The following is a 21,149-nucleotide window of genomic DNA, read 5'->3' as shown; positions in this document are numbered from 1 at the left end:
GATCTTTTTACGGTTTACGCGGACTCAGTACCATCTGCGCCGGCACCGTGCGCAGGATCTGCTTCTCGATCTTCAGATCAAAATCCGGATTCAATTTCTTCACACGCTTGGTCAGCAAATTCGCCAGCCAGGGATAGTCATTGGTACGTGGCGCCTGAATAGTCACCGCACACTCGTAATTCACTACATCGGCGGCGATCGCATCCAATTGGCGGCGAAGTTTGGGACTATCGGTGATGTTCAGCGCGACCGTGGTGCTTTCGGCTGTCGGATCAATCACCTTGGCTTTCGGCCGGGCTTCCGCCGCGAGCAACGCCGCCTCGGCTTTTTCAAGCTCGGCCTTGCGTGCTTCGGTAATGGCGCCGTTGACGCCACCGGTCAGCGCCGGGGCCTTGGGCATCAATACGCGTGCACGGCTCAAAGCAGTTGCAGCAGCGTTTACATCACCCTTTTGCAGGACAATTTGGCTGCGACGCAGATACGCCTCGGCCAATTGCCGCTGATATTGCTCAAGGGATTGATCGTTGGGGGTTTCAGTCTGCAAAGTGGCCAACTGGGCTTCGGCAGTGGCCAATTCGCTGCTGGCCAGGCTTTGTTCCAGCTGCGCGATGGCCGTAGCCCGCGCATCGGGGACTTCAGCCACCGGCGGCGTGCTTTGGCAGGCGCCCAGCAGCACTGAAAATGCGACAAGGAGCAGATAACGGGAGGCGAACGGCTTCATTCCTGCGACTCTCTAATTGCGCAAAAAGCGGCCAAGTCTACACCCCACGACGAGGCAGAACAAAACTCAGCAGAAACAGTGCGGCCGCCGTCACAACGATTGACGGTCCCGCCGGGGTGTCCTTGAACCATGACAACGCCAGCCCGCCACACACGGCGAGCATGCCCAGCAGGCTCGCGCCCAGCGCCATCTGCTCCGGTGAACGAGCGTGACGCTGTGCCGCAGCCGCCGGAATGATCAACAGCGAAGTGATCAGCAATACGCCGACGATTTTCATCGCCACCGCGATCACCACCGCGATCAACAACATCAGCGCCATGCGCAAACCCGCGACCGGCAAGCCCTCAACTTTGGCCAGTTCCTCGTGCACGGTGATCGCCAGCAGCGGCCGCCACAGCGTCACCAGTAACACCAGCACCGCCGCGCTACCGCCGAGGATCCACGCCAGGTCAGTCGGGCTGATCGCCAGCAGGTCACCGAACAGGTAGGCCATCAGGTCGATCCGCACTTCATGCATGAAGCTTAGTACGACAAGCCCGAGAGAGAGCGTGCTCGGTGCGAGAATTCCCAAAAGCGTGTCAGATGCCAGCGGCTGACGCTGTTGCAACGTGACCAACAACACCGCCAGCAGCAGGCAGCCGACCGTTACCGCAACCGTCGGGCTGACATCCAGCAGAAAGCCCAGTGCCACGCCGAGCAATGCGGCATGGGACAAGGTATCGCCGAAATACGCCATGCGCCGCCACACCACAAACGAGCCCAGCGGCCCTGCGACCACCGCCAGCGCCAGACCTGCAAGCAGGGCATACAACAGAAAATCAGCCATGCTTGCAGTTGTCTCCATGAACGTGGGGTTGGCCCGAAACCGGGCCCTTGACCACCGAACCGTGCAGGTCGTGGGCGTGGTCGTGGTGGTGGTGATAAATCGCCAGGCTCGGCGCGTTCTTGCCGAACAGCTCGACAAACGCCGGATCGCCGCTGACTTGCTCGGGATGCCCAGAGCAGCAGACGTGACGGTTGAGGCAGACCACCTGGTCGGTGGTGCTCATCACCAGATGCAAATCGTGGGAAACCATCAGCACGCCGCAGCCGTGGCGATCGCGCAGCCGGGTGATCAGGCTATACAGCTCGGCCTGGCCGGCGACATCAACGCCTTGCACTGGCTCATCGAGCACCAGCAGTTCCGGTTCGCGCAGCAGGGCTCGGGCGAGCAGTACGCGCTGCATTTCACCACCGGAAACGCTCTGCACCGGGCTGTCGATGACATGCTCGGCGCCGACTTCTTTCAGAGCCGCCAGTGCACGCGGGCGATCAACGCCCGGCACCAAACGCAGAAAACGCAGCACCGAGAGCGGCAAGGTCGGATCGACGTGGAGCTTTTGCGGCATGTAACCGACGCGCAGTTTCGGCTTGCGCCAGACGCTGCCACTGTTCGGCTTCAACAAACCGAGCACGGCGCGCACCAGCGTAGTCTTGCCCGCGCCATTGGGGCCGATCAGGGTGACGATCTGCCCCGGCTCGACGCTCAGCTCGATGTTGTCCAGCACGGTTTGTCCGCCAAACGTGACGGCGACCTGCTCCAGACGGATCAGCGCATTGCTCATCAAGCCCCCTGGCAACCGGAGCACAGGCCGACCACTTCGACGGTCTGCGCTTCGACGATAAAACCGACATCCATGGCGCTGTTGATGATTGCGTCACTGATCACTTTTTGCTCAAGCTCGATGGCAGCGTGGCATTCGCGGCAGATCAGGAACTGGCCCTGATGCGCATGTTCCGGGTGCACACAACCAACAAAGGCGTTGAGCGAGGAGATGCGATGCACCAGGCCGTTTTCCAGCAGGAAATCCAGCGCCCGGTATACGGTCGGCGGCGCGGCACGGCGGCCGTCCTGCTCGCTCAGCACCGCCAGAATGTCGTAGGCACCCAGCGGTTTATGGCTTTGCCACACCAGCTCCAGCACTCGGCGGCGCAACGCAGTCAGGCGCAAGCCTTTCTGTGCACACAAAGTATCGGCCTCGGACAAAGCGCTGTGCACGCAATGAGAGTGGTCGTGGGGACGGCTGGCGATCGGTGTAATAGGCATGGGCGGCGACGAGTTTTGATAGAGACGTTATTATGTTACCCGTTCTCGCCTCCTTGAGTGGTCATCGTGTCCCGACTTTTTTCTGTTTTTGTGGCGTTTGTCGCCAGTTTCCTGCTGATCGGTTCGGCTCAGGCCGAGGTCAAAGTGCTCACCAGCATCAAACCGCTGCAGCTGATTGCCGCAGCCGTGCAGGACGGCGTGGCGATTCCCGAGGTACTGCTGCCGCCGGGTGCCTCGCCGCACAACTATGCGCTGCGCCCATCCGACGTACGGAAGGTGCAATCGGTGGATCTGCTCTACTGGGTCGGCCCGAGCATGGAAGGTTTCCTGCCGCGCGTGCTGAACGGTCGTACGCTGCCAAGCGTCGCGGTGCAGGATCTGCCGGGGATGAAACTGCGCCATTTCGCTGAAGACAGTCATTCCCACGCCGAAGAAGCCGACGATCATGACCACGATCACCGCCCGGGCACGCTGGATGCGCACTTGTGGTTATCGCCGGTGAACGCGCGGGTAATTGCCGACAAAATGGCCGCTGATTTGAGCGCAGCTGATCCGGCGAATGCCGAGCGCTATCAAAGTAACGCCAAGGCTTTCGACGAGCGTCTGGATGCGTTGGATCTGCGTTTGAAGAAGCGTCTGGCCAGTGTTGAAGGCAAACCGTATTTCGTCTTTCACGAAGCGTTCGACTACTTTGAAGACGCTTATGGCTTGAAGCATACCGGCGTGTTCAGCGTGGCGGCCGAGGTGCAACCGGGTGCCCAGCACGTCGCTGCGATGCGCAAGCGTCTGCAGGAAGTGGGCAAGACCTGCGTGTTCAGCGAGCCGCCATTGCGCCCGCGTCTGGCGGAAACGCTCGTCGCCGGCCTTCCGGTGAAACTGGCGGAACTGGATGCATTGGGCGGTTACACCCCGGCGACGGCTCAGGGGTATGAGCAGGTACTGGAGAAGCTGGGCAATGATTTGGCGGGGTGCCTGGAGTCGTTGTAACCCCGGCATTCGTGTTGCCCCCATTCGCGAGCAGGCTCGCTCCCACAAGGATTAATAAAATCCTGTGGGAGCGAGCCTGCTCGCGAAGCTTTTAAAGGGCGAAAGGCAGATGGATACTCACAACCTGCCGCTGCGCCAACCGCTGCTCAAACTCCTGCGGATCGTGAATCAACACGTCCTGCCCGGCAAACTGCTCGGCCGCGATCAACCGCGACAGCCAGAACCGCACACACGCCACGCGCAGCATGGTCGGCCACAGCTCAGCCTCTGCCGCCGTAAACGGCCGTAGCGCCGCGTAGGCGCCGAGGAAAGCACGGGCACGCGGGCCATCGATCAGACCATCATCGTCCGAGCACCAATCGTTCAACGCAATCGCCACGTCATAGAGCATCGGGCCCGAGCAGGCGTTGTAGAAGTCGATCAGCCCGGTCAGATGCGTGCCTTCGAACATCGCGTTGTCGCGAAACAGGTCAGCGTGAATATTCGCCCGTGGCAGCGCGAGAATCTTGTCCTTGCGCGCAGTGATTTCATCCAGCGCCTTTTGCAGCAACGCGCGCGGCGCATCGCTCAGGTGCGAGAGCAACGCGGTGCCCTCCTCCAGCATCCAGTCGAGGCCACGATCGGTCTTGCGCTTGATCATGTGCTCGCCCTGGGTCGCCAGGTGCAGATGCGCCTGCAACTCGCCGACCTGCGCGCAATGCTGGGCGTTGGCGACCTTGATGTGCTTGCCAGCCAGACGCGGTTGCAGCAATGCCGGTTTGCCTTTGAGTTCACGCAACGCCACGCCGTCGGTGGTGCGCAGTGCATACGGCACCGGCAGATCGGCTTCGTGCAGCACGTCGAGCAGGTCGATGAAGAACGGCATCTCCTGCACCGGGCCGCGTTCGACCAAGGTCAGGACGAATTCGCCCTGCTCCAGGCTGATGAAGAAATTGGTGTTTTCGCTGCCGGCGGCAATCCCCTGGAAATCAAGCAGACGGCCAAGCCCGTAAGGGGCGAGAAAGGTTTCCAGCTCGGGCCGAGCCAGGGGGGTGAACACAGACATGGTTAAAAACTGCTCAGTTCGGGCGCCGCGATCAACGCGACGCCGATTAAAATTAAGAGACTACTTCCATTCGAAAATCTTCCACGACGGAATCAGCATATCCGGCTGATCCGAGCGAATGAAGTTCGCATCCGTCCCGTCTGCGCGCACAAGAAAGTACGGTGGTGCGCCCTTCGGCGTGACTTTGATCGCATACAGGAAACCGTTTTGTCGATACTCCTGAATGGTCTTGTCGCCTTCCGTGCGAATGGTAACTTCGGGGTCCCCCGTCGGCGCATCATCCGCCGCCATCGCGGCCAATGGTGAAGCAGCAATCAACCCGACCAGCAGCAAGCGATTTAACGTACGCATGATAACCTTGTCCCTTTGTCGTCAACGGTCCCGCTATTCTAGCGCCGGGCCCGCCGAAAAGGTTGATTCTGCTCATGAGCCAAGCCCCCCTCGTCCTGGTGGACGGTTCGTCTTACCTGTACCGCGCTTTCCACGCCCTGCCTCCTTTGACCACCTCCAAAGGTCTGCCGACCGGTGCGGTCAAGGGCGTGCTGAACATGCTCAAAAGTTTGCGCAAACAGTACCCGGACAGTCCGTTCGCCGTGGTTTTCGACGCCAAGGGCGGCACATTTCGCGATGAGATGTACGCCGAATACAAGGCCAACCGCCCGAGCATGCCCGACGACATGCGCGTACAGATCGAGCCCCTGCACCAGAGCGTGATCGCCCTCGGCTTCCCGCTGCTGTGCGTGGAAGGCGTCGAGGCCGACGATGTGATCGGCACGCTGGCCCGCAGCAGTGCGGCGGCGGATCGCCCGGTGATCATCTCCACCGGCGACAAGGACATGGCACAACTGGTCGATGGCCACATTACCTTGGTCAATACCATGTCCGGTAGCTCGATGGACGTGGAGGGCGTGAAGGAGAAATTCGGCGTCGCTCCGGAGCAGATCATCGATTATCTGGCGCTGATGGGCGACTCTTCCGACAACATTCCGGGCGTTCCCGGCATCGGCCCGAAAACCGCATCCGGACTGCTGGTCGGCGTCAACGGCGGTCTGACGGAGCTGTACGCGCAGCTCGACATCGTGCCAACCCTGCCGATTCGCGGCGCCAAGACCCTGCCGGCCAAGCTCGAAGAACACAAGGAGATGGCTTTCCTCTCCTATCAACTGGCGACCATCAAGATCGACGTGCCGCTGGACGTCGAACTCGACGATTTGCAGATGCGCGCCGAAGATCCGGCCAAGCTCTACGAGCTGTACACGCTGCTGGAATTCAAAAGCTGGATCAACGATCTCGATCGCGACGCCAAACGCCTGGAGCTGAGCAGCGCTGCGGCGCCTGAGCCGGCGGGTGATCTGTTCAGCGCGCCAGAGGCCGAGGCCCCGGCCGCCCCGGCTGAAGCTGCTTATGAAACCATCCTCGATCAGGCGCGTTTTGACGTCTGGCTGGAAAAACTCAAGAACGCCAAACTGTTCGCCTTCGACACTGAAACCACGGGTATCGATGCGCAGCAGGCGCAGCTTGTCGGTCTGTCGTTCGCGGTGCAGGCCAACGAAGCGGCGTACATTCCGCTGACCCACTCCTACATCGGCGTGCCGGAGCAACTGGATCGCGACACCGTAATGCGCGCGCTCAAGCCGATTCTGGAAGACCCGAACAAACTCAAGGTCGGCCAACACGCCAAGTTCGACATGAACATTCTGGCCAACTGCGCCATCGGCGGCGATCAGAACGAAGGCATCACCGTGCGCGGCGTCGCCTTCGACACGATGCTTGAGTCCTACGTGCTCAACTCCACCGCCACCCGCCACGACATGGACAGCCTCGCGCAGAAGTACCTGGACCACACCACCGTGAGTTTCCAGGACATCGCCGGCAAAGGCGCCAAGCAACTGACCTTCGATCAAATCGCGCTGGAACAGGCCGGGCCGTATGCCGCCGAAGACGCCGACATCACCTTGCGTCTGCACCAGACGCTGTTCGAAAAACTCAGCGCCATTCCAAGCCTGGCCAGCGTGCTGACCGACATCGAGATTCCATTGGTACCGGTGCTGGCGCGCATCGAACGCCAGGGCGCATTCGTCGATGCCGAGCTGCTCGGTATCCAGAGCATTGAGCTGGGCAACAAGATGGTCGCGCTGGAGCGCGAAGCGTTCGAAATCGCTGGGGAAGAGTTCAACCTGGGTTCGCCCAAGCAGCTCGGCGTGATTCTCTACGAAAAACTGGGCCTGCCGGTTTTGAAGAAAACCGCCAAGGGCCAGCCGTCCACCGCCGAAGAAGTCTTGGCGAAACTGGCCGAGGACGATCACCGCTTGCCGAAAGTGCTGATGGCGCATCGCTCCATGAGCAAGCTGAAAAGCACCTACACCGATCGCCTGCCGGAGCAGATCAACCCGCGCACCGGGCGCGTCCATACCTCGTACCATCAGGCCGTGGCATCGACCGGGCGCCTGTCCTCCAGCGATCCGAACCTGCAGAACATCCCGGTGCGTACCGCTGAAGGCCGACGCATCCGTCAGGCCTTCGTCGCGCCAAAAGGCTACAAACTGCTGGCGGCGGACTATTCGCAGATCGAACTGCGGATCATGGCCCACCTGTCCAAGGACGAAGGCTTGATGAACGCCTTCCGCAACAATCTGGATGTGCATACCGCCACCGCTGCCGAAGTGTTCAAGGTCGAGCTCAACGAAGTGACTTCCGACCAGCGCCGTGGCGCCAAGGCGATCAACTTCGGCCTGATCTACGGCATGGGCGCACAGAAACTCGGCAAGGACATTGGCGTCGACACCAAGACCGCCAAGGCTTACATCGACACCTACTTTGCGCGTTATCCGGGCGTTCGCGAGTACATGGATCGCACCCGCGCGCAGGCTGCGGATCAGGGTTATGTCGAAACGTTCTTCGGCCGTCGCCTGTACTTGCCGGAAATCAACTCCAACAAGCCGCAGGAACGCGCTGCCGCTGAACGCACGGCAATCAACGCGCCGATGCAAGGCACGGCAGCCGACATCATCAAGAAAGCCATGGTCGCGGTGGATAACTGGCTGACGACCTCCGGGCTGGACGCGCGAGTCATCCTGCAAGTGCACGATGAACTGGTGCTGGAGGTTCGCGAGGATCTGGTCGATCAGGTCAGCGCCGAAATTCGTCAGCACATGAGCGAAGCGGCGAAGCTGGATGTGCCGCTGCTGGTCGAAGTGGGTGTGGGCAATAACTGGGATGAGGCGCACTAAGCCATTTTGAGCTGGTTTTGCTGCGGCTTCACGCCGCGGCAGACCCGTTGAACGGTGCTTAGTCCGAATAGCGCTTGGGCTTATTCCAAAGCTTTTTGAAAAAAATCTGAACTAATCTTGCAGCTCACTACTCAGAGTTACTGAATGGCTGGTGAAGCCCTTCAATGCTCCTATGTTGTGTTAAGTGTTGGCAGATATCTGAACCCCGCCCTAGCGGTTCGGAACTTAAACCCCGGAATTTCTCCCTCCCCACTGAAATCCGGGGCTTTTTTTGCCCAAAAATTGGCTGTGGTGCTACGCAAGACACCACAGCCGATTTTTAAATCCTTTTACTCAGACGCCGTTTCGGCGCCCTTGTCTGCCAATTCCATCCAGTCCGCCAACACAGTGTAGGCCTCTTCCAAGCCCATGCGTTTCGGCGCTGAGAACAGCTGGATAGTCACCAGATCACCCCAACCCTTACGAATTTCCGCCTGAACCTTGAGCAGCGTGTTCTTCGCTGCGCCGTAGGTCAGCTTGTCCGCTTTGGTCAGCAGAATGTGCATCGGCATGCCGGCCGCAACCGCCCAGTCGAGCATCAGCAGGTCGAAGTCGGTCATTGGATGACGGATGTCCATCATCAGAATCAGACCCTTCAAACTCTCGCGGCCACCCAGGTAAGCCTCAAGGTGACGCTGCCAGTGCATCTTCAGCGGGATCGGTACTTTTGCATAACCGTAGCCCGGCAGGTCGACCAGACGACGATCTTCGTCTAGCTTGAAGAAGTTCAACAGCTGTGTGCGACCCGGAGTTTTCGAGGTACGCGCCAGGCTGGCGTGAGTCAGGGTGTTCAGCGCGCTGGATTTGCCGGCGTTGGAACGACCGGCAAATGCCACTTCAAAGCCTTCGTCGTCGGGGCACTGATCGACTTTGGCGGCACTGAGCATGAACGTGGACTGTTGGCACAGGCCGAGGATGGGATTTTTGAGCTGCATGGGATTTCCGATGTGGGCGGCGCCGGGAATGGGCGCGGAACGCGGTGTCGCTTCCGTTTCAGTGACGCCAGTATATAATGCCGCAGATTTTGTGTGTGCTTTGTCCCAGCGAAGGACGAAGTTTACGAGAGCGACAGACCTTGATTGCGCATTAGAACGCAAAACGCTCTCAACCCTGAAAAGGTCGTTTAAATGGCTGCTGGCTGCCGGAGTCTTGATGCCGCTTTGCAGCGCACAGGCTACACAGGATCCGGAAGCCGTGTACAACCGTGTTTGTAGTGCCTGTCATTCCGGCCAACTACCCATGGCGCCCGAAAGAGGCGATCAGGCAGCTTGGACGCCGAGGTTGGCGAAAGGTATGGAGACGCTGGTGCAACACGTGACCCAGGGTTTCAAGGCGATGCCGCCGCGTGGTTTGTGCATGGACTGCAGTGCCGAGGATTACCAAGCCATCATCCTTTGGATGAGCGAGTAAGCCCGGTCCATAACTCTTAACCCTTAGCCGTAGTTGGATTAGCTGATGAACAAATTGATCGTGAGTCTGCTGTTGACCGTGGGAATAACTGGTTTCGCCCATGCTGCAGGTGATGCCGCAGCAGGTCAGGCGAAAGTCGCTGTATGCGGAGCCTGCCATGGCCCGGACGGGAACAGCATGGCGCCAAACTTTCCAAAACTGGCCGGTCAAGGTGAACGCTACCTGACCAAGCAGCTACACGACATCAAGTCGGGCAAGCGCGTAGTCCTGGAAATGACTGGTCTGCTGACCAACCTCAGCGATCAGGATCTGGCCGACATGGCTGCCTACTTCGCCAGCCAGAAAGGCAGCGTCGGCGCCGCCGATCCCAAGCTTGTGGCGCGCGGTGAAGCCCTGTTCCGTGGTGGCAACCTGACCAAGGGCCTGCCAGCCTGCACCGGTTGCCACTCGCCCAATGGCAGCGGCAACGCCGCTGCCGGCTTCCCGCACCTGGGTGGTCAACACGCTTCATACATCGCCAAGCAGCTGACCGATTTCCGCAAGGAAGAAGGCGGCCGTACCAACGATGGTGACACGATGACCATGCAGACCATTGCAAAGCGCCTGAGTGATGAAGACATCGCTGCGGTCTCCAGCTACATTCAGGGCCTGCACTAAGAGCCCTGGCTGCAACGGAGATCTCGCGCAACGTTAACGCTCGATTAATCCGTCGCAGCAAGTATAAAAAGGGTGGCTTTGGCCGCCCTTTTTTGTGGCCGCTGCCGTTACACTACAGAACTCATGCCCGCCAAGGCCTGTCTGAAAACAGGTCGCGCGAGGCGACCCAATTTGTCCAGGAGTAAAGCATGCGTAATCTGATCATCAGCGCCGCCCTCGTCGCTGCCAGCTTGTTCGGCGTGACTGCCCAGGCCGCTGAAGCCCCTGCCGCCCCTTATGTAGAGCTGAGCAATCCGGTGCCGGTTGCCGTGCCGGGCAAGATCGAAGTGGTAGAGCTGTTCTGGTACGGCTGCCCGCACTGCTACTCCTTTGAACCAGTGATCAATCCGTGGGTTGAAAAACTGCCATCCGACGTCAACTTCGTGCGTATTCCAGCCATGTTCGGCGGCCCATGGGACGCTCACGGCCAGATGTTCCTGACGCTGGAAGCAATGGGTGTTGAACACAAGGTTCACAGCGCTGTGTTTGAAGCGATCCAGAAGCAGCACAAAAAGCTGATCGACAAGAACGACATGGCTGACTTCCTCGCCACTCAAGGCGTGGACAAGGACAAGTTCCTCGCCACTTTCGACTCTTTCGCCATCAAGGGTCAGATCGTAAAGGCTCGCGAACTGGCCAAGAAGTATGAAATCACCGGCGTGCCAACCATGATCGTCAACGGCAAATATCGCTTCGACATCGGCTCCGCCGGTGGTGCCGAGCAAGCGCTGAAACTGGCTGACCAACTGGTTGCCAAAGAGCGAGCCACCAACAAGGCTGCTGCCAACTAAGCGCGGCAACCGCCATGCGCCGCTGGAAGACCGAACGCATCGTTGGCTTGCATGATCCGCAAGTCAACGAGCATCACCTGGCGTCCACGGGCCTGCCAGCGGATCATCGTCTGCGCTTGCTCAGTTTCAATATCCAGGTCGGTATCAGCACCGAGCGTTATCGGCATTACCTGACCCGCAGCTGGCAGCACCTGCTGCCGCACACCGGGCGCTCAGGCAATCTGCAGAAGATCGGCGACCTGCTCGGCGACTTCGACCTGGTCGCGTTGCAGGAGGCCGATGGCGGCAGCATGCGCTCAGGCTACATCAATCAAGTCGAACACCTGGCCCATCTCGGCGCCTTCCCCTATTGGTATCAACAACTCAATCGCAACCTCGGTCGACTGGCCCAGCACAGTAATGGCGTGCTCAGTCGTCTCAAGCCGTGGGCGATCGAGGATCATCCGCTGCCCGGCCCAAAAGGTCGCGGCGCGATCCTGCTGCGCTTCGGCGAAGGCCCGGAAGCGCTGGTGGTGGTGATGATGCATTTGGCCCTTGGCGCGCGAACGCGCAGCCTGCAACTGGCCTACATTCGTGATTTGATCGGTGGCTACAAACATCAGATATTGATGGGCGACATGAACACCCATGCCAGCGATCTGCTACAACAGTCGCCGTTACGCGATCTCGGCCTGCTGGCCCCGCAGGTGGAAGCGACATTCCCCAGCTGGCGTCCTCAGCGCTGCCTTGATCATATTTTGCTCAGCCCGACCCTGACCCTGGAAAAGGTCGAAGTGCTGGCACAACCGATTTCCGATCACCTGCCGGTCGCGGTAGAGATTCGTCTGCCGGGTTCGCTCACGGCCGATGCATTGCCCGCGTTGAGTCCTGCCCCTCGCGGAACCCCTGAATGAGCGACGAAGCCCAGCGCTGGAAAGAGAAATACCTCAAAAGCATCGAACAACAGGACAAACTCGAACGTCGCTGGGCCGCAAGGCTCGACCTGCTGCGCCGAGGCCTGGTGCGCAGCACGCTGGCCGCTGAGGGCACCGACCGCGTCGTTGATCAATGCATGAAAGAAATGCGCGACGTAGTGCGCTCCGACAACATGGACGCCGGCCTCGCCGCTCTGTTGCCGCGCCTGGAAAAAGCCGTGCTCGATTCCGAGCAGCGTCGCGAAACCCGGATCGATCAGGTCAGCACTGCACTGAACGCGCTGGTGACTCAGCTGCAAGCGTTGCCGCTGCCACGGGAAGTCGCCCAGCCCCTGAAGAAATTTGCCAAACAACTGGATGGCCGTGTCGGTCAGGCCAGGGAACTGCCGCTGCTGCTGGGTGAGCTCAGCGGCCTGCAGGGCAAGGCGTTGAGTCAGGTGGAGACACCCGCCGAACCTGGCCGGCCAGGGTTGCTGCAAAGGCTTTTCGGCAGCCGAGACAGCGAGGAGGCGCCGGAACCTGCGGCGCATGCTCAAGTTGCGCCGACGGCACAACCGGCAGTTGCACCTGCACCTGCAGACGAACCCGCCCCAGAGCCTGTCGCAGTCACTGAACGAACGGTGGCCGCTGCCGTTACCCAGGACGCCGCGCCAGCCGCGACATCCGAAACACCTGCGCTTGCGCCTCAGCGCGAACCGCAAATAACGACCTTCGTGCCGCCAACGGTGACCAGCGAAGTGATCCAAGCTGCACCTGAAGCAGACGCAGTCGAATCCGAGCCCGAAACCGCGCCAACACCTGCTCCGACGCCAGTTGTTTTACCTGTCGCCTTCAACCCCGACGAATTGATCCACCCCGGCGATCCAGAGCCGCTGTTCCTCGACACCCTGCCCCTGCCCCCGCCCATCGCTCAAGCACTGGCGGCGATCGATCCGGAGCAATCCGAGCACGACATCCTCTTCGCCCTGCCGGATTCCCCGGAGCCGTCCTACAGCTCCGTGGCCAAACACATCGAAGACACGCTGATCGGCCTGCTCGACGACCTGACCCTGCCCGAACGACATCGCCCACAAGCCGAAGCCATGCGCGAGCGGCTCAAGCACGGCTTGAACTGGTACGAACTGATCCCGATCCTCGACGATCTGGCGACGTTGATGCTGGCAATTACCGACAGCGGCCAGCACGAATTCGAAGCGTATCTGCAGCAACTCAACGAACGCCTCGAAGCGTTCCAGAGCAATTTGCAAGCCGCCAGCGAAGGCCATGCCGACAACAGTTCGGCGGCGCGAGCAATGGACACGCAGATCCGGGAGCAAGTCGACGGCTTGCAGACCAGTGTCCAGGAGGCTGCCGACCTGGATGACCTCAAGCAGGTGCTGGAAAATCATCTCGAAGGCTTGCTCGGCACCATGGATCAACATCAGAAGCAGCGCGATGCCCGGGAACAGGAAGTCGCGACGCACCTCAAAGGTCTCTCCGAGCGCGTGGCGCACATGGAGCAAGAAGCCCAGGGCTTCCGCGAACACCTTGAAGAGCAACGCCAGAAGGCCCTTATCGATCCGCTCACCAGCCTGCCCAACCGCGCGGCCTGGAGCGAATGTCTCGAGCATGAGATCAAGCAATGGCAGCAGCACGGCAACACACTGAGCCTGGCAATGCTCGACCTTGATCACTTCAAGCGAATCAACGACAACTACGGCCACCTGGCCGGTGACAAAGTCCTGAAGATCATTGCCACGGTGTTGCGCAAACGCCTGCGCGGTTCCGATTTCATCGCACGTTTCGGCGGCGAAGAGTTCGTTCTGCTGATGCCGGCCACCCCGCCAGCGGTCGGTGCAAAACTGTTGGAAACCCTGCGCGCAGCGATCGAAGCGTGCCCGTTCCATTTCAAGGGTGAACGGGTGACGATCACGATTTCCATGGGGCTGGCATCGTTCAAGCCAGGAGAACACAGCGATCTTGTGCTTAAAAGAGCCGATCAGGCGCTATACCGGGCTAAAAATGGCGGGCGCAATCGAGTTGAGCTGGGCTGAGAAATTGTTCCATTTTGTTTAAATCCGCTCGCTGACCGTCTGGACCCAAGGCAGTACGTTACACTGTTGCATTACTGTCTTGTGTAATTGCCCTCTGCCATGAAATTTTTTGCCCTCCTCGCGTCGCTACTCGTTCTGGCCGGTTGTGCCAGCGGTCCGCGTTATGACACCAGCCATCCTTCCGCCAACTACGACAGCCGTATCCAGTTCGTGGTCGTGCATTACACCTCGGCTTCCCTCGAGCGTTCGCTGCAGTTGCTGACCCACGGTGAAGTCAGCAGCCACTACCTGATCGGTGACGACCAGCGCGCCACTGTCTACAAGCTGATGGACGAAAACCAGCGCGCCTGGCACGCCGGTGAGAGCCAATGGCAGGGCCGCACCTGGCTCAACTCCAGCTCCATCGGTATCGAAATCGTCAACCCTGGTTTCACAGACACCCCAACCGGGCGCCTGTGGTATCCCTACAGCGAAGCGCAGATTCAAGCGCTGATCGTCCTGCTCAAAGACATCAGCAAGCGCAACGGCATCAGCCCGCAGCACATCATCGGTCATAGCGACATCGCGCCCCTGCGCAAGCTTGATCCAGGGCCACTGTTCCCGTGGAAGCGTCTTGCCGCCGAAGGTCTGGGCGTGTGGCCGAACGAACAGGCCGTAGCGCGCCAGCAAGCGTTGTTCACCAGCGGCGAGCTGCCAGGCATCAGCTGGTTTCAGGCGCAATTGGCCCGTCTGGGCTATGAGACGCCGCAAACTGGCGAGCTGGACGTCGCGACGCGCCACGTCCTCGCCGCGTTCCAGATGCACTTCCGCCCTTCGCGGTTTGACGGCACCCCGGACGCGCAAACGGCGGCGTTGCTGCTGGTTCTAAATCAGACAAAATAATGACGCCCGCCCGACGGTCAGGGCGAACTTCCAATCAGCAGCTATAACTCATTGGTAATTCTTCGGATATTCCATGATGGTTGCTACCCGAGCGACGCTGCGTAGCTGGTTTTATCGCCCAGGGTTTTTGGCGATGATCGCGGCCGTCCTCAGTGCAGGCCTGTTGTTCAGCGGCGCAATGTTCGTGGCGATGCGCCAGGTCGAACAAAGTGAAAGCCAGGTGATGAACGCTCAGGGCGAGCGCTTTCTCGCCCGGCTCGAGCAGTTGTTCGGACAACTACGCGAAAGCCTCGACGACCTCGAAGCCCAGCCGTTGCGCAGTTGTGACGACGAGATGATCGCCACGCTGCGGCAGGTCACCTTCAACTATCGCTTCGTCTATGAAGCGGCTTATATGGACGCCTCGCGCGTCTGCTCCAATCGTCCGCGCGAAGAGGGACTGTCGGTTAACCGCGCGCCGGACATCAAAGGCCCGACCTACAGCTACTGGCTGAACACCACAACCGAACCCGACGAAAACCGCGCAGCATTGATGCTGGGGCGCGGCAATTTTCGGGTGGCTACATCACGCGGGCATTTGACCGACATGGTCGACCTGTCGCCCGGCAGCAGCCTGCTGGTGGTGCTGGACCACGGCTCCCGCGCAATTCCGGTGCTCGGCACCGCGCAGACATGGCCACCAGCGGAACCCTGGCCGCCAAAAAGCCGTGACGCCCTGCAAGTCACCCAGAATCGATTGATCTACCGCATGCCCACCGACAACCCGGAGTATCAGTTGGTGCTGATCACGCCGCGCACCGGCATGCAGATCCCCGCCATCTGGTGGTGGATAGTCCCGGCCTGCCTGGTGCTGGGCGCTGTCGTGGGGTTCTGCATATTTTTGCTGGTGCGCCAGCGTCAGTCACTGGATGCCGAACTGCACGGCGCCATCCGCCGCGGCGAACTGCAAGTGCTCTATCAACCGATCTTCGACCTCGACAGCCGCAACTGCGTCGGCGCTGAAGCCTTGCTGCGGTGGCGCCGTCCGGACGGCACATTGACCAGCCCGGACCTGTTTATCCCGATGGCGGAAAATACCGGGCAGATTCGCCAGATGACCGACTTTGTCCTTCAGCGCCTACTGGAGCAGTTGGGGCCAGTGTTGCGCGCCAATCCGCAGCTGTATATCTCAGTCAACCTTGCCGCATGCGACGTGATGGTGCCGCGCATCGGCCCGGTCATGGCGCGGCTGCTGGCCCTGCACAGAGTGGCAGCCAAGCAGATTGCCTTCGAGGTCACCGAGCGCGGCTTGATTGATGTGGTGGTCGCTCGGGATAACCTGCAAGCGCTACGCGATTTGGGCCATCAAGTGCTGATCGACGATTTCGGCACCGGCTATTGCAGCCTCGCCTACCTGCAAACCCTGCCGGTGGATTGCCTGAAAATCGACAAGGCGTTCATCGACGCGCTCGGCCATGACGCCGCCAGCAGCGGCGTCGCTCCGCACATCATTCACATGGCGCAGGCCCTGGATCTTAAGGTGATTGCCGAAGGGATCGAGCTGGAATCGCAAGCCGAACTGCTCAGCAGCGAAGGCGTGAAGTTTGGTCAGGGCTGGCTGTTCGCCCATGCCCTGAGTGCAGTGCAGTTCATTGAACTGATCACCCGCGGACGGCGAATTGCAGGGCGCCGGATGGATGACGAAGCCTAAACCGCCAAAGCCATATAAAACTGCGTGCCCTGCCCCGGCCGCGAATAAACGCCCATCCGTCCACCATGCAACTGAACAATCTCCTTGCACAGCGCCAGGCCGAGCCCGGCCCCGCCCTTCTTGCGCCCGACCTGAACGAACGGCTCGAAGATCCGCCCTTGCTGGCCGTAGGCAATGCCTTCGCCATTATCTTCGACGCTGATGATCACCCGCTCGCCATGGCGACGTGCCTGCAAACGGATCTGGCCGTCACGGGCGGTATGGCGCAAGGCGTTATCGATAAGGTTGTCGAGCACCCGATCAAGCTGTGCCTGGTCAGCCTGCAAGCGCGGCAATGGTCCTTGTACTTCCACAGTCAAATCGATGCCTTTTTCCGCCGCCAAATCGGCAAAGCGTAACTGCGCCTGCGCCAGCAAATCTTCGATGGAACACGGCGCGAGCGTCAGTTTCTGCAAGCCATTCTGGTAGCGCGAGAAGTTGAGCAAGTCATTGATCAATTGCATCAGGCGCTGCATTTCTTCGTTGACGGTGTCGAGCAGGTCGGCCTCGCGAGATTCCGGCGCAAACTTCGCCCGCTCGCGGAACAGCCCGAACGCCATGTGCATGCCGGTGACCGGCGTTCGCAGTTCATGGGACGCGCGCAGCACAAACTCGCTGCGCACCCGCTCGAAGGCTCTTTGCTCGGTGACATCGTGCAACACCATCACCGCGCCAAGTATGTGACCTTGAGTGTGGCTGACCGGGGTCAGGCTATAAGTCAGCAGGCGCGACTCGCCATCGACCTCGATACTCAAGTCTTCCGGCGCCCGCTCCAGCGTGCCGCCGCGCAACACCAGTTGCAGCTGCTCATCCAGTTCCGGCCGCTCAAGTGCGCTGCCCAAGCCCTGGCCGAGACGGTCGTCGTCCCACCCCAATTGGCGCTGGGCGACCGGGTTGAGGTGCTCGAGATGGCCTTGGCGGTCGATCATCAACAAGCCGTCGTCGATGCTGTCGAGCACCGCCTGCAAGCGTTGCTGACCGGCCAGTAGCTCATCGACGTTAGTGGCCTGATGCTCGCGCAGCGCTTCGGCCATCAGCCCGAATCGGCGCGAGAGCAAATTCACTTCCATCGCCGAGGAGATCGGCAGCGTCACTTCGAAATTGCCTTGGCCAATGTTATCGGCCGCTTTGGCCAGCGCCTCGATGGGCGCACCAAAGCGCCGGGAAATCCCGTGCGCGGTAATGAATCCGATGATCAACACCGCCAACCCGACCAACCCGAGCAGGCTCGCAATCAGCAACGCCCGGTCGCGGGCCGCGTGCTGTACCGAATTAATGTTGTCGAGCGCGTGCTTGTGCTCGGCGATCAAGCCATTGCGCAAGGTATTGAAACGCTCACGAAGGTCACTGTTGCCACTTAGGGCTGAACCCGGGTCACGGGACTGATCAAACACCTGGAGAAACTTCAGGTAATCGGATTTGGCCTGCGAGAACCCGTAGTGACGGCCATCACCCTTCTCCTCCTGAGCAATGCCTTCGTCAAGCAACTGGAAATAATGTTGTTTGGACGCTTCGAACGCCTCCGGGTCAGGCTTCTCGGCAAGCATCATGATCAGCTGATCGCCGAGGGTCTGGCGCAGTTTCAGCCCCAGGTCGAGGGTGACAAAGTTGCTACGGATCATTGTTTCCTGAGTGCCGGCCATTTGCATCACGCTCACCAGCCCGAGCAACAGCCCAAGCAGGGCCACGGTGATGAGCGCGGAAATGCTGAGGAACAATCGAGTCCGCAACTTCATCGCCAGTTTCATCGTCGGGCACTCACAGGTTGTACTGCTTGCGCTTGCGATACAGCGTCGAAGCGTCGATGCCCAGGGTTTTCGCGGCTTGATCCAGAGTGCCGGCGGTGGCGAGTACTGCGCCGATGTGGGCTTTCTCCAACTCATCCAGGCTCAGCGCGGCACCGACGCGTGGCGCATTGTTGGCCGGTTGCTCAGCCATGCCCAGGTGAGTGATCTCCACCCGTTCCTGCGGGCAGATGATGCTCGCCCGCTCGACCACGTTGCGCAGCTCGCGAATGTTGCCTGGCCAACGGTAGCCGAGCAGCGCTTCACGGGCCTCGTCACTGAAACCGCGCGCTGGGCGTGCGTACTCTTTGACGAAGCGCGCGAGGAAGCGATCGGCCAGCGTCAGAATGTCCTCGGCCCGCTCGCGCAGCGGGGGCAGGTGCAAGGTGATGACGTTGAGGCGATACAGCAAGTCTTCACGGAAGCGACCATCGCGAACCATGTCTTCGAGGTTGAGGTTGGTCGCCGCCAGAATCCGCACGTCGGCGCGGCGAGTCACCGGGTCACCTACCCGCTCGTATTCCTTGTCCTGAATGAAGCGCAGCAACTTGGGTTGCAAAGTCAGGGGAAAATCGCCGATCTCGTCAAGAAACAGTGTGCCGCCGTCTGCCTGGTTGACTCGACCCAGAGTACTTTCGCTGGCGCCGGTAAACGCCCCGCGACTGTGACCGAACAACTCGCTTTCCATCAACTCGGCGGTCAGCGACGGGCAGTTGATGGTCACACAGGATTTCTTCTCGCGTTTGCTCCAGCCGTGAATCGCTCGGGCCAACTCACCTTTACCGGTGCCGGATTCGCCAAGAATAAGAATGTTGGCATCGGTACCCGCCACTTGCCGCGCGGTTTCCAGGACGACTTTCATCGCCGGGCTATGGGAATCGAGGCCGTCCTTGGGCTTGCGGATTTCGCCTTCCAGCGCTTCAAGACGCGCCGAAAGTTGGCGCACTTCCAATTGCTTGGCAGTCGCCAGCCGCAATTGGTCCGGGCTGCACGGTTTGACCAGGTAGTCGGCGGCGCCGGCCTGGATCGCATCCACGGCCGTGTCTACCGCCGAGTGAGCGGTGACGATCACCACCCGCATCCACGGTGCCTGAATGCGCATCTGCGCCAATACATCGAGGCCGTTGTCTTCGCCCAGACGTAAATCAAGGAAGCACAGGTCGAAGACCTGACGTTGCAGCAGTGCCTCGGCCTGAGCCGCGCTGTTGGCGGTAGCCACCGTATAGCCTTCGTCTTCGAGGCAATAGCGGAAAGTTCGCAGGATGGCGGATTCATCGTCCACCAGCAGAATGCGGCCTTGTTGCTCAGTGGCAGATTCCATTTTTCCTACGCTCCATAGTGATTGATCTTGAGTTAGTCCCGGAAAAATCGGGCAAGTTGCATGGTTGATTCTGAACGATGCCAGCCATAGGAGGGTAGCCCTCTCCAGCCTTTACGGCTAATCCACTGATTTTGTTGAATTTTTAAACAATCACTGCTTTGCAGGCATTCACCTGCGTACTTTTCTGACATCTGCGCCCTGCTCTCAATTCCATAAGAATGAATTCTCCTACGAAAAAATCGTGCAATGCGCACGACCGCAGATGCTGCATCGTGCAGGATGCGTCCCGTGGATTTTCTCAGAACAATTTAAGCTATTGATTTTATTGATTATTTTTTAGATAAAAAACTGGCATGCAGGCTGCAGTACCTTGTTCATCCCGGGCAGATCAGAACTGCCCCAACCGAATAAGCGTGAGGAACCCAGGATGACTCGCCAACGTGCCGCCCAAATGCGTATCTCGCCTCTGCATATCCAGCAAGGTCTGTTTGGCGTGCTCGCGCTGTTGATCACCCTGATCGCGTGTCAGCAATACCTGAGCTGGGAAAACAGCCAGAAACCTGAGCCGCTGATCTCGATCCAGCACAGCACGCAGAAGCACTTCAGTGCCGTCAGCAACACTGCGGCCGAGAGCGCTTCGATGCGCATGATGGACGTCGACCAGGCGCAGCCAATGGATCAGCTGCCGCGTGAAGAGCGCTGGGTCTTTTAATTGAATTAACCGGATTCGGGCGCGATGCGCCGGAACACGCAACATCCCTAAATAGAGAAGTAAGGAGAATCACCATGTTGAGTTGGGCAATCACATTCTTGATCATTGCCATCATCGCTGCGGTACTGGGCTTCGGTGGTATCGCGGGCACCGCCACGGGTATCGCCAAGATTCTCTTCGTCGTGTTCCTGGTGATGTTCGTTGTGTCGTTCTTCATGGGCCGTCGCGGCCGAGGTTGACGATGAGCGCTTTAAAGACACTGGCAGCCGCCCTGCTTCTGGGCGGTAGTGCCATGGCGATGGCGGCCAACGACGGCCAGGCGCGGGTCAACGAACTGTTAAGTTCCGACTCGCAGTACAGGGAAACCTGGCAAGGCGTGGTGAAGAAGGAAGAACGCCTGCCGGAATGGGTGATGAACCTGTCCGGCACTTCCGAACAGCAGATGAATGCCGTGGAAGAAGATGGCGACAAATACCTTGTTGGCCCGCTCTGCGAAAATGCAGACAAGTGCCTCAATCACCGCTTGATCGTTGCGTTCAGCTTCGATAAGGACGATGCCTACGGCATGTTGGTTGATGTGCCCGAAGGTCTGCCGTCCGACAAGTCGCCAACGCGACATGCCACTTACAGGTTCTTCGGCAAGCCTGATCAGGGCATGCAGGATCTGTTGATGGAAACATTGAAAAAAGATCCGAAGTGGTACTGAGTTTGAACATGAGGGTAGCGCCTGCGCTGCCCTCTATTGCGCCCACCCGATGAAGGTCGGCGC

Annotated in this window: 21 protein-coding genes; 12 read left to right on the top strand and 9 right to left on the bottom strand. The window is 59.7% G+C overall.

Features of this window, described 5'->3' with window-relative positions:
* Window positions 1-7: 7 nt before the first annotated feature.
* From H8B20_RS12775 to H8B20_RS12760, 4 genes are read right to left on the bottom strand one after another with little or no spacing between them, the layout of a single operon-like run.
* Window positions 8-721 (bottom strand): PA5502 family lipoprotein, encoded by a 714-nt coding sequence (locus tag H8B20_RS12775; protein WP_042556961.1) that lies wholly within the window; start codon window positions 719-721, stop codon window positions 8-10.
* 37 nt (window positions 722-758) lie between these two features.
* Window positions 759-1,547 (bottom strand): zinc ABC transporter permease subunit ZnuB, encoded by a 789-nt coding sequence (znuB, locus tag H8B20_RS12770; RefSeq protein WP_041073699.1) that lies wholly within the window; start codon window positions 1,545-1,547, stop codon window positions 759-761.
* Window positions 1,540-2,325: a zinc ABC transporter ATP-binding protein ZnuC gene (gene znuC, locus H8B20_RS12765; RefSeq protein WP_042556959.1), complete on the bottom strand. Its 786-nt coding sequence runs from the start codon at window positions 2,323-2,325 to the stop codon at window positions 1,540-1,542. Before znuC ends, znuB begins: the two co-directional genes overlap by 8 nt.
* Window positions 2,325-2,807 (bottom strand): Fur family transcriptional regulator, encoded by a 483-nt coding sequence (locus tag H8B20_RS12760; RefSeq protein ID WP_042556958.1) that lies wholly within the window; start codon window positions 2,805-2,807, stop codon window positions 2,325-2,327. The genes znuC and H8B20_RS12760 overlap by 1 nt, the downstream gene beginning before the upstream one ends.
* A 66-nt stretch (window positions 2,808-2,873) precedes the next feature.
* On the opposite strand from H8B20_RS12760, the gene H8B20_RS12755 reads away from it, so the two are divergent.
* Window positions 2,874-3,794 (top strand): zinc ABC transporter substrate-binding protein, encoded by a 921-nt coding sequence (locus H8B20_RS12755; protein WP_080896088.1) that lies wholly within the window; start codon window positions 2,874-2,876, stop codon window positions 3,792-3,794.
* Between the two features lie 91 nt (window positions 3,795-3,885).
* Here the strand turns inward: H8B20_RS12755 and H8B20_RS12750 are convergent, their stop codons facing one another.
* A complete protein-coding gene (locus tag H8B20_RS12750) occupies window positions 3,886-4,839 on the bottom strand; it encodes a homoserine kinase (protein ID WP_210623323.1) in 954 nt (317 codons plus the stop codon).
* Window positions 4,840-4,899: 60 nt separating this feature from the next.
* Complete coding sequence (locus H8B20_RS12745) at window positions 4,900-5,190, bottom strand: DUF2782 domain-containing protein (RefSeq protein ID WP_042556955.1); 291 nt, start codon at window positions 5,188-5,190, stop codon at window positions 4,900-4,902.
* A 74-nt stretch (window positions 5,191-5,264) separates the two neighbouring features.
* Between H8B20_RS12745 and polA the strand changes: the two genes are divergently transcribed.
* Window positions 5,265-8,069 carry a DNA polymerase I gene (gene polA, locus H8B20_RS12740; protein WP_210623322.1) on the top strand — a complete coding sequence of 935 codons (2,805 nt, stop codon included), beginning with the start codon at window positions 5,265-5,267 and terminating at the stop codon, window positions 8,067-8,069.
* 329 nt (window positions 8,070-8,398) lie between these two features.
* On the opposite strand, the gene yihA is transcribed toward polA, so the two are convergent.
* Complete coding sequence (gene yihA, locus H8B20_RS12735) at window positions 8,399-9,043, bottom strand: ribosome biogenesis GTP-binding protein YihA/YsxC (RefSeq protein ID WP_150595860.1); 645 nt, start codon at window positions 9,041-9,043, stop codon at window positions 8,399-8,401.
* 217 nt (window positions 9,044-9,260) lie between these two features.
* On the opposite strand from yihA, the gene H8B20_RS12730 reads away from it, so the two are divergent.
* The 7 genes from H8B20_RS12730 (at window position 9,261) to H8B20_RS12700 (ending at window position 16,524) form a co-directional block, all read left to right on the top strand.
* Window positions 9,261-9,518 (top strand): c-type cytochrome, encoded by a 258-nt coding sequence (locus H8B20_RS12730; RefSeq protein ID WP_042561931.1) that lies wholly within the window; start codon window positions 9,261-9,263, stop codon window positions 9,516-9,518.
* 45 nt (window positions 9,519-9,563) lie between these two features.
* Window positions 9,564-10,175: a c-type cytochrome gene (locus H8B20_RS12725; protein ID WP_042556952.1), complete on the top strand. Its 612-nt coding sequence runs from the start codon at window positions 9,564-9,566 to the stop codon at window positions 10,173-10,175.
* A gap of 188 nt (window positions 10,176-10,363) precedes the next feature.
* Window positions 10,364-11,005: a thiol:disulfide interchange protein DsbA/DsbL gene (locus tag H8B20_RS12720; RefSeq protein WP_042556951.1), complete on the top strand. Its 642-nt coding sequence runs from the start codon at window positions 10,364-10,366 to the stop codon at window positions 11,003-11,005.
* 14 nt (window positions 11,006-11,019) lie between these two features.
* On the top strand, window positions 11,020-11,898 hold the full coding sequence (locus tag H8B20_RS12715; protein WP_210623321.1) for an endonuclease/exonuclease/phosphatase family protein: 879 nt from the start codon (window positions 11,020-11,022) through the stop codon (window positions 11,896-11,898).
* Window positions 11,895-13,952, top strand: coding sequence for a diguanylate cyclase (locus H8B20_RS12710; protein WP_210623320.1), 2,058 nt, complete (start codon window positions 11,895-11,897; stop codon window positions 13,950-13,952). Before H8B20_RS12715 ends, H8B20_RS12710 begins: the two co-directional genes overlap by 4 nt.
* Before the next feature lie 99 nt (window positions 13,953-14,051).
* A complete protein-coding gene (locus H8B20_RS12705) occupies window positions 14,052-14,834 on the top strand; it encodes an N-acetylmuramoyl-L-alanine amidase (protein ID WP_210623319.1) in 783 nt (260 codons plus the stop codon).
* A gap of 76 nt (window positions 14,835-14,910) precedes the next feature.
* Window positions 14,911-16,524: an EAL domain-containing protein gene (locus H8B20_RS12700; RefSeq protein ID WP_397464662.1), complete on the top strand. Its 1,614-nt coding sequence runs from the start codon at window positions 14,911-14,913 to the stop codon at window positions 16,522-16,524.
* Here H8B20_RS12700 and H8B20_RS12695 read toward each other — a convergent pair.
* Window positions 16,521-18,311, bottom strand: a complete 1,791-nt coding sequence (locus H8B20_RS12695) for a KinB sensor domain-containing domain (RefSeq protein WP_210623317.1) — start codon at window positions 18,309-18,311, stop codon at window positions 16,521-16,523. The two genes, H8B20_RS12700 and H8B20_RS12695, sit on opposite strands and share 4 nt — an antisense overlap.
* Window positions 18,312-18,321: 10 nt before the next feature.
* The gene (gene algB / locus H8B20_RS12690; RefSeq protein WP_042556945.1) at window positions 18,322-19,668 is read right to left on the bottom strand and encodes a sigma-54-dependent response regulator transcription factor AlgB; all 1,347 of its coding nucleotides are present in this window, start codon (window positions 19,666-19,668) and stop codon (window positions 18,322-18,324) included.
* A gap of 427 nt (window positions 19,669-20,095) precedes the next feature.
* On the opposite strand from algB, the gene H8B20_RS12685 reads away from it, so the two are divergent.
* From H8B20_RS12685 to H8B20_RS12675, 3 genes are all read left to right on the top strand, one after another.
* The gene (locus tag H8B20_RS12685; RefSeq protein ID WP_042556944.1) at window positions 20,096-20,380 is read left to right on the top strand and encodes a hypothetical protein; all 285 of its coding nucleotides are present in this window, start codon (window positions 20,096-20,098) and stop codon (window positions 20,378-20,380) included.
* Window positions 20,381-20,454: 74 nt separating this feature from the next.
* Window positions 20,455-20,619 carry a DUF1328 domain-containing protein gene (locus tag H8B20_RS12680; RefSeq protein WP_042556943.1) on the top strand — a complete coding sequence of 55 codons (165 nt, stop codon included), beginning with the start codon at window positions 20,455-20,457 and terminating at the stop codon, window positions 20,617-20,619.
* Window positions 20,620-20,621: 2 nt separating this feature from the next.
* Window positions 20,622-21,086, top strand: a complete 465-nt coding sequence (locus tag H8B20_RS12675; RefSeq protein ID WP_047299191.1) for an inhibitor of vertebrate lysozyme family protein — start codon at window positions 20,622-20,624, stop codon at window positions 21,084-21,086.
* Window positions 21,087-21,149: the final 63 nt, after the last annotated feature.

The sequence above is a fragment of the Pseudomonas sp. P42 genome, assembly GCF_017973755.1.
Taxonomy (GTDB): Bacteria; Pseudomonadota; Gammaproteobacteria; order Pseudomonadales; family Pseudomonadaceae; genus Aquipseudomonas; species Aquipseudomonas iridis.
This window is presented reverse-complemented; position numbering and strand designations above follow the sequence as displayed.